This is a genomic window from Streptomyces kurssanovii (assembly GCF_040677245.1).
Classification (GTDB): domain Bacteria; phylum Actinomycetota; class Actinomycetes; order Streptomycetales; family Streptomycetaceae; genus Streptomyces; species Streptomyces kurssanovii.
In genome coordinates this window covers 26,023-33,586 of record NZ_JBFAQK010000075.1, presented here as the reverse complement: position 1 = coordinate 33,586, position 7,564 = coordinate 26,023, and the positions used below count along the sequence as shown (strand labels likewise).

8 protein-coding genes and 2 tRNA genes are annotated in these 7,564 nt (G+C 69.4%); 1 reads left to right on the top strand and 9 read right to left on the bottom strand.

Going from position 1 to position 7,564, the window contains the following annotated elements; all coding sequences use genetic code 11:
* Nucleotides 1-79: 79 nt before the first annotated feature.
* The 8 genes from AB0K36_RS31730 to AB0K36_RS31695 all read right to left on the bottom strand — a co-directional run bounded on the left by AB0K36_RS31730 (nt 80) and on the right by AB0K36_RS31695 (nt 5,034).
* Nucleotides 80-152 (bottom strand) — tRNA-Ala (locus tag AB0K36_RS31730).
* 179 nt (nt 153-331) lie between these two features.
* Nucleotides 332-565 carry a hypothetical protein gene (locus AB0K36_RS31725; RefSeq protein ID WP_005317760.1) on the bottom strand — a complete coding sequence of 78 codons (234 nt, stop codon included), beginning with the start codon at nt 563-565 and terminating at the stop codon, nt 332-334.
* 350 nt (nt 566-915) lie between these two features.
* Nucleotides 916-988: transfer RNA gene (locus tag AB0K36_RS31720), tRNA-Ala, on the bottom strand.
* A gap of 115 nt (nt 989-1,103) precedes the next feature.
* Nucleotides 1,104-1,787: a histidine phosphatase family protein gene (locus AB0K36_RS31715; RefSeq protein ID WP_364600817.1), complete on the bottom strand. Its 684-nt coding sequence runs from the start codon at nt 1,785-1,787 to the stop codon at nt 1,104-1,106.
* The gene (rsfS, locus tag AB0K36_RS31710) at nt 1,784-2,218 is read right to left on the bottom strand and encodes a ribosome silencing factor (protein WP_189467936.1); all 435 of its coding nucleotides are present in this window, start codon (nt 2,216-2,218) and stop codon (nt 1,784-1,786) included. Before rsfS ends, AB0K36_RS31715 begins: the two co-directional genes overlap by 4 nt.
* A 95-nt stretch (nt 2,219-2,313) precedes the next feature.
* The gene (locus AB0K36_RS31705; protein ID WP_364600808.1) at nt 2,314-4,173 is read right to left on the bottom strand and encodes an LCP family protein; all 1,860 of its coding nucleotides are present in this window, start codon (nt 4,171-4,173) and stop codon (nt 2,314-2,316) included.
* 19 nt (nt 4,174-4,192) lie between these two features.
* Entirely contained in the window at nt 4,193-4,828 is a 636-nt protein-coding gene (nadD, locus tag AB0K36_RS31700) for a nicotinate-nucleotide adenylyltransferase (protein WP_364600806.1), read from the bottom strand.
* 38 nt (nt 4,829-4,866) lie between these two features.
* Nucleotides 4,867-5,034, bottom strand: a complete 168-nt coding sequence (locus AB0K36_RS31695) for a hypothetical protein (protein WP_159039484.1) — start codon at nt 5,032-5,034, stop codon at nt 4,867-4,869.
* A gap of 216 nt (nt 5,035-5,250) precedes the next feature.
* Between AB0K36_RS31695 and AB0K36_RS31690 the strand changes: the two genes are divergently transcribed.
* On the top strand, nt 5,251-6,348 hold the full coding sequence (locus AB0K36_RS31690) for a M48 family metallopeptidase (protein WP_364600804.1): 1,098 nt from the start codon (nt 5,251-5,253) through the stop codon (nt 6,346-6,348).
* Here the strand turns inward: AB0K36_RS31690 and AB0K36_RS31685 are convergent.
* Complete coding sequence (locus AB0K36_RS31685) at nt 6,333-7,409, bottom strand: SCO2583 family membrane protein (RefSeq protein ID WP_364600803.1); 1,077 nt, start codon at nt 7,407-7,409, stop codon at nt 6,333-6,335. The two genes, AB0K36_RS31690 and AB0K36_RS31685, sit on opposite strands and share 16 nt — an antisense overlap.
* Nucleotides 7,410-7,564 lie beyond the last annotated feature (155 nt).

Sequence of the window (7,564 nt, the reverse complement as noted above, 5' to 3'; positions counted from 1 at the left end):
TGCGTTTTTTGTTGAGGCCAGCAACTCATATTCCTGATGCGGCCACCCCGATCCGGGTGGCCCGCTTCACTGTCTCTTGTGGAGCTAAGGAGAATTGAACTCCTGACCTCCTGCATGCCATGCAGGCGCTCTACCAACTGAGCTATAGCCCCTTGCTGTGTGCCGCCCCGCTCCCGGGTTTCCCCCGCGGCGGCGACGTAGAGAACATTAACGCCCCCGTCGCCGCATCTCCAAATCGATTACGACCGCACCCGGAACGCGCCGGTACGCACCATTTGCACACGAGGGAACAAAGGGGGCGTAACCGGCATCCTGTCGCGCGCTGAGGCGGTCAGGCCGTCGCGAACGAGTAGAAACGTTTGAGGGTGCAGTGCTCGTCGAGGAGCCGGCCGTAGATCGGTTCACCCTCGAGCTCGCGGTAGGTCTCGATCGGGTCGCCTTTTATGATCAGCGCCCGCGCGCACTCCTCGCACCAGTACTGGAACTCGGGATTGACCGGATCCATGTCCCTGACGATCGGCGTACCGCTGCCGCACCAGTCGCATTTACGCCTGTGGGCACCCATCACTCAGCTCCAGCTGTGGCCGCAGGCCGTGCACACGAAGGAAACGCCGCCGTTGTCCCCGAGGACCTGGGCGACATGGACAGAACCACAGGAAGGACAGCTGAGGCGAGCACCGGCCTCCGCCGTGGCAAGCAGGTCATCGGCAGCCTCCCCGGCTTCCTCGCCGCTGGCGGACATCGTGCGCTCCCTCCCGTACCGCCGGTGTCCCCTCCGGCCGTCCGATTCTGCCACGGCCGCGCACGGCGGTCAGCGGCGTTCGCGTACGAGATCGGCCATGCACCGCGGGAGGGCGGTCATGATCGGACAGGAACGAAGAATCCCGCCCCCTGGCAGGGGACGGGATCCGATTGTGGAGCTAAGGAGAATTGAACTCCTGACCTCCTGCATGCCATGCAGGCGCTCTACCAACTGAGCTATAGCCCCGCGTGTTCTTCGCGCTCCGCGCTGCGAACAAGAAGAACTTTAGCCTGCGACCTGCCGGAAAGTGAAATCCGGGTCCGGCACCGCCGCCGGGCGGTGCGCGCCGGACCCGGCCCGCTCAGGTGTCGTCGCCGAGGACCGGCTCCGGCAGGGTGCCGGCGTTGTGCTCGAGCAGCCGCCAGCCCCGCGCGCCTTCGCCCAGCACCGACCAGCAGCAGTTCGTGAGCCCGCCGAGGCTCTCCCAGTGCTGGGACTCGAGGCCGAGCAGCCGGCCGATGGTCGTGCGGATCGTGCCACCGTGGCTGACGACGACGAGCGTGCCGTCGTCGGGCAGCTTGTCGGCGTGGTGGAGCACCACCGGAGCGGCCCGGTCGGCCACCTCGGTCTCCAGCTCCCCGCCGCCGCGCCGGACCGGCTCGCCGCGCTTCCAGGCGGCGTACTGGTCGCCGTAGCGCCCGATGATCTCCTCATGGGTCAGGCCCTGCCAGGCACCCGCGTACGTCTCGCGCAGGGCTGCGTCGTAGGAGATGTCGATACCGGTGACACCGGCCAGTTCGCCCGCCGTCGCGGCGGCCCGCTTCAGGTCGGAGGCGACGATCGCGTCGGGGTTCAGCGACGCGAGCAGCCGGGCGGCACGGCGCGCCTGGGCGACGCCGGCCTCTGTCAGCTCGATGTCCGTGGAGCCCTGGAAACGGCGCTCCAGGTTCCACGCGGTCTGGCCGTGACGCCACAGGACGATGCGCCGGCCGCGCCCCCGCCGGGCGCTCCCGGCGCCGCCGCCGCTGCTGCTGATGCCGTTCAGCGCTGCTCCCCTTCCGTGTCACCGCCGGTGAGCTCGGCGTGCTCCTTGGCCTTGCCGCGGGTCTTCCTGGCGTCCTCCGGGAGCGTGAGCTCCGGGCAGTCCTTCCAGAGCCGCTCGAGGGCGTAGAAGACCCGCTCCTCGGTGTGCTGGACGTGCACCACGATGTCGACGTAGTCGAGCAGGATCCAGCGGGCGTCGCGGTCGCCCTCGCGGCGCACCGGCTTGGCGCCGAGCTGCTTGTTCAGCCGCTCCTCGATCTCGTCGACGATCGACTTGACCTGACGGTCGTTGGGCGCAGAGGCGAGGAGGAAGGCGTCGGTGATGGAGAGCACATCGCTGACGTCGTACGCGATGATGTCGTGCGCGAGCCGGTCGGCCGCCGCCTGGGCGGCGGCGTTGACGAGCTCGATGGAGCGATCCGTGGCGGTCACAGGCAGGCTTTCGTCGGCGGTCAGGAACCCTTCAAGGGTCTCACGGACCGCCGACACCCCACGCAGCGATGCTCAGGCGCCCGGCGTCGCCCCGGTCACTCCGGCTCCTCGATCTTGAAATCGGGGCCGAGGACCACCGAGACGTCGGCGTTGGTGGCCGCCTTGCCCTTCTTCACGGCACCGGCCGGGAGGCCGAGGGTCTTGGCGACCTCTTCCGCCTTCGCCTTCTGGGCATCGTCGCCGTAGATGACCTGCGACGCGTCGACCGTGTCCGCCTTGCCTCCGTCGATGACGTTGTAGCCGCCGTTGATGAGGGTGACCCGGGCCCGCTCCGTGGCAGCGGTCTTCCCGCTGCCGTTCTTGATCCCCACACGGACGGTGTCGCCCGGCTCCGGCGCGCTGACCGAGCCGCCGAGGACGTCCTTGACGACACTGTCGGCGGCCTCGTCGCTGAGCGTGCCGTCCTCCTGGACGGGCAGCAGCGCGGTCTTGTAGTCGCCGCCCTTCGCGTGCTCGGCGAGCTTGGCGAGGGACGTACCGAGGTCCCGCTCGTTGAGGGACGGGTCGAGGATCTGCGCCAGCGTCTCCACGATGACCGTGGCCGACTTGGGGTCGTCCGGGAGCTTCTTGAGCACCGCCTGCATGACCTGGCCGAAGCGCAGCAGCTGCTTCTCCTCGGCCTCCTCCGGCCCGACGTAGGTGGCGTACGCCACGGCCGCCCGCCCGTTGAGCGTCTGGTTCTCGCCCTTCTTGACGAGGGGCTCGTCACCCTTCTCCGCACCGGGGACCTCGGTGTCGGTCGTCAGGTCGATCGTGCCGACCAGCTCGACGAGGTTCTCCAGGTAAGGGGTGTCGAGGCGCCAGGTGCCGGAGACCTTGGCGCCCAGCAGGGTGCCGATCGCCTCGCGGGTACCGGTGGACCCGTCGTCCTCGACGGACTTGCCGAGGGTGGTGGCCGTACCGTCGTCGTTCGCCACGGAGAGGTTGTCGGGGAGCAGGACGGTGGTGCCCTGGCCGGTGGTGGCGTTGTCGACGAGAAGGGCGGTGGACGTGCCCTTCTTCCTGGTGTTGTGCAGGTGCACCACGATGACGTCGCGCTTCTGCGGGCCGGCGGCCGCCTCGCTCTTCGTGTCGGAGCCGGACAGGCCGGGCAGCTTGCCCGCGTACCAGAGGTAGCCGACGCCGCCGACGAGCACGAGGGCCATCGTGACGAGGAGCGCGACGACGCGGTTGCGGCCCCGGCGTTTGGCCTCCTCGCGCCGCTCCGAGCGGCTCTCGGTGAACTTCAGCCAGTCGATGACGTCTTCGGAGTCCTCGTCCGGCTCCTCGATGAACGAGAACTGCTCGGTCTGGTAGGGACGCTCCGACGACCCGTCGGCAGGCCGGCGCTGCTCCGGCACCCCGGCCGTTTCCCCGGTCACAGGAGCGGGACGCTGCTGCTCCTGGTGCTGAGAGGCCTGGTACCGGGCGGCCTGCTGTTGCTGCTGTGATTGCTGCTGCTGTGGAGTCTGCTGCTGCGGGAACCACTGCGCCGTCGTGTCGACGGCCGGCTGGGTACCGGTGTCGTAGCCGTAACCGCCCTGGCCGGACGCGTAGGTGTCGTAACCCCGGTCCTGCCCTGCCGGCGCCTGCGGCTGGGGGGCGTACGGGTCGTACGAGTAGCCCTGGGACGACTGGGGCCGGCCGTAGTCCTGCCCGGCGCCGCCGTAGCCTTCGCCCGCGCCGCCGTAGCCCTGCTCGGGGCCGTAGCCCTGCGCCGAGCCGTAGTCCTGCGTGGAACCGTAGGCCCCCGGATCCTGACGGTTCCGTCCGTCCTGCTGCCCAGAGTGGCCGTCCTGCTGCTGTGCGTAGGGGTCGTACTGCTGGGGCTGCTGATAGACCGGCTGTCCGTACTCGTCGTAGCCGATGATCTGCGGCTGGTGGTACGGGTCGTAAGGATTCTGCTGGTCGTTCAACGGTGCCCCTCTCCGCGGCTCATTCGCCGCGGTACAACTGGCGCTTGTCGATGTAGCGCACCACACCGTCCGGCACCAGGTACCAGACCGGGTCCCCCTGGGCGACTCTCTCCCTGCAGTCGGTCGACGAGATGGCCAGCGCCGGAACCTCCACCAGGGAGACCCCGCCCTCGGGCAGGCCGTCGTCCGTCAGATCATGGCCCGGCCGGGTCACTCCGATGAAGTGGGCGAGCGAGAACAGTTCCTCCGCGTTCCGCCAGCCGAGGATCTGGGAGAGCGCGTCGGCACCCGTGATGAAGAACAGGTCCGAGTCCTCGTTGAGGCAGCGCAGGTCCCGCAGCGTGTCGATGGTGTACGTCGGGCCTCCGCGGTCGATGTCGATACGGCTCACCGAGAACTGCGGGTTGGACGCCGTGGCGATGACCGTCATCAGATAGCGGTCCTCGGCCGGTGACACGTTCTTGTGGCTCTTCTGCCACGGCTGCCCGGTCGGCACGAAAACCACCTCGTCGAGGTGGAAGAGGGCGGCCACCTCGCTGGCGGCCACCAGGTGACCGTGGTGGATCGGGTCGAACGTCCCGCCCATCACGCCGAGTCGGCGTCTGCCCGGACCGGAGCCGGCGCCGGAGCCCGCGGCCACTATCTGCTCTCCCATGCGTGCAGAGCCTACTGGCACCGGTCGCCGACCAGGGATCAGCGGTCGCGGTTGAAGCGGGTGGTGATCCACAGCAGCAGCATCAGGGCGACGAAGGCGCCGATGCCGGTCACGTACGGGCTGAGGCTTTCGTGGTTGCCGCCGTGCTCGGCGCCCTCGGCGAGAGTGACCAGGTTGGCGGCGGTGCCGGTGAGGCTCATCTTCAACAGGACCAATCGATCGGGAGTGGGAGTCGGAGACTTCGCGGACATCGTATGCGGGCCCCCCGGGCACGCTCACGCCGACTCAGTCGTTGTGCCCACCGCAGACGCCGTCACAGGGGTTCCGGGAGTTGTCCACAGGCCCCGCCGTGCCGCGGCCCCAGCCCCTAGGCTGAGGTCCGTCAGGGGGACGAGCGAGGACTCGCACCAACAGGGGGCACCATGACCAACAGCCACGAGCAGGTACCGAGCAGGCAGCGCAAGCGCTTCCCGGAGATCTCCTCACGGGCGTACGAACACCCCGCGGACCGCTCGGCGCTCGTCGCGCTGCGCAAGCTCAGCGGCTTCGACACCGTTTTCAAGGCACTCAGCGCGCTGCTTCCCGAGCGCAGCCTGCGACTGCTCTTCCTCTCCGACTCGGTGCGGGTGAGCGACGCCCAGTTCGCGCATCTCAACGACATGCTGCGCGACGCCTGCTACATCCTGGACCTCGAGAAGGTCCCGGCGATGTACGTGACGCAGGACCCGCGTCCCAACGCCATGTGCATCGGCCTGGACGAGCCGATCATCGTCCTCACCACCGGGCTCGTGGAGCTGCTCGACGAGGAGGAGATGCGGGCGGTCGTCGGCCATGAGGTCGGCCACGCCCTCTCCGGGCACTCCGTCTACCGCACGGTTCTCCTCTTCCTCACCGGCCTGGCGCTGAAGGTCGCCTGGATACCGCTGGGCAATGTGGCGATCATGGCGATCGTCACGGCGCTGCGCGAGTGGTTCCGCAAGTCCGAGCTGTCGGCCGACCGCGCGGGCCTGCTCGTGGGCCAGGACCTCCAGGCGTCGATGCGTGGCCTGATGAAGATCGCCGGCGGAAACCACCTGCACGAGATGAACGTGGACGCGTTCTTGCAGCAGGCGGAGGAGTACGAGTCCGCGGGTGACCTGCGCGACTCCGTTCTGAAGATCCTCAATGTGCTCCCCCGGTCGCACCCGTTCACCACGGTGCGCGCCGCCGAGCTGAAGAAGTGGGCGGAGAGCCGCGACTACCAGCGGATCATGGACGGCCACTACCCCCGCCGCACCGAGGACAAGGACGCCTCGGTCACCGACTCGTTCCGCGAGTCCGCCTCGCACTATGCCGACACGGTGCGCACCAGCAAGGACCCGCTGATGAAGCTGGTCGGCGACATAGCGGGCGGGGCGGGTGACCTCGGCGGCAAGCTGCGGGACAAGTTCATGGGCAACGGCAGCGCGGCCGGCGAGACCGCCGGCGGCGGCAACGGCACCGGTCCGGCGGGCGGCGGCACCGCTCAGGGCGAGGGCTGAGCCTCAGGGGCGAGGGACCCGCAGAGAGCCACGGTGGCCCGGCCCGTCGCGTACGGGTCGGTGCCGGCCGGGCCGTCGGAATCCGCCCGCTGTCCGGACAGCAGCGGATGCAGTGCTCCCGACACGTCGGACGAGCAGGCCTGCGGCCCGGCCTGGACGTTGCTGACCCGTACCTCCAGGCGATGGTGCGCGAGGTCGTCCCGGTCGAAGCGGAAGTGGAGCTCGCGGCGGACCGTGAAGAGCGAGGCCTCGTCCATGCCCGGACCGCTGACGGCCGCCCGGCGCAGCGCGTAGACGAAGGTGTGGTCGGAGACGATCTCCAGGGCGCCGGTGCCCGCCTCTGTGACGGTGAGCGTGCCCCGCACCCGCACGTCCGGATCCGCCAGCGCGACCTTCGCGGGGTCGAAGCGCACCAGCCAGCCGGTGGCGGCATGCCGGCCGTCGGCGGCCGGTGAGGCGACGCTCCGGTCGAACTGCGCCATCTGGTCCGGGTGGAGCAGGGTACGCACGGGCTGGACGGCGTCACCGGTGAGGACGTCGGGGTCGAGCGACGATGTCACCAGGTAGTCCTTGGCGGTCGCCAGCGCGGTCATCACCTGCGCCTCCGAGAAGTGCCCGGTCCGGCGCACGGGCGGCATGGTGATGCCCGCGGCGCCCGTGCGGAACTGATCGGCCTGGCTGCTGGCATAGAGCTCTGCGGGCGAGCCTCCCGGTACCGGGCCCTGCGGCGCGAGCGGGACGACCGTGACGTGCAACTGCTCGGCCTGCCGGGCCTGGGGCGGCTGGTAGGGGTGCCGGACGCCCAGGTAGATCGCGGTGCCGAAGGCGATCATGACGAGGAGGACCAGCAGCAGGATCTGGCCGGGGGCCCGGCCGGCGTTCCACGCGGGGAGGCTGCGCACGGCCGGCGCGTCCTCGCCCATCCGCTCCACCGCGGAGAATTCCTGGACGCGGGCAGCACGGATGAACGATTCGTCGAAGACGACCGATCCGTACTCGTCATCTCCACCGCCGGGGAGCCCCTCGGGAGTCCCCTCGGGCGGGTCTCCACGCCCAGCCATACTTTCAGGGTAGGTCTGGCGGGCACGCGGTAAACGCCCTGGTACACCACAAGTTCTGACGAGTTCTCACCAAGTTGCGCACGGGGTGCCCGGGGGGTATTGGCAGGTGGCTCCAGGTCGGCTCGAGAGCCTCACGGAGCGCGCGGACCCCAGGA

What these genes read in the sequence shown, in the direction of transcription:
- AB0K36_RS31725 (WP_005317760.1), bottom strand. Translation starts at nt 565, where the DNA reads ATGGGTGCCCACAGGCGTAAATGCGACTGGTGCGGCAGCGGTACGCCG.
- AB0K36_RS31690 (WP_364600804.1), top strand. Translation starts at nt 5,251, where the DNA reads ATGACCAACAGCCACGAGCAGGTACCGAGCAGGCAGCGCAAGCGCTTC.
- AB0K36_RS31685 (WP_364600803.1), bottom strand. Translation starts at nt 7,409, where the DNA reads ATGGCTGGGCGTGGAGACCCGCCCGAGGGGACTCCCGAGGGGCTCCCC.
- nadD (WP_364600806.1), bottom strand. Translation starts at nt 4,828, where the DNA reads ATGGGAGAGCAGATAGTGGCCGCGGGCTCCGGCGCCGGCTCCGGTCCG.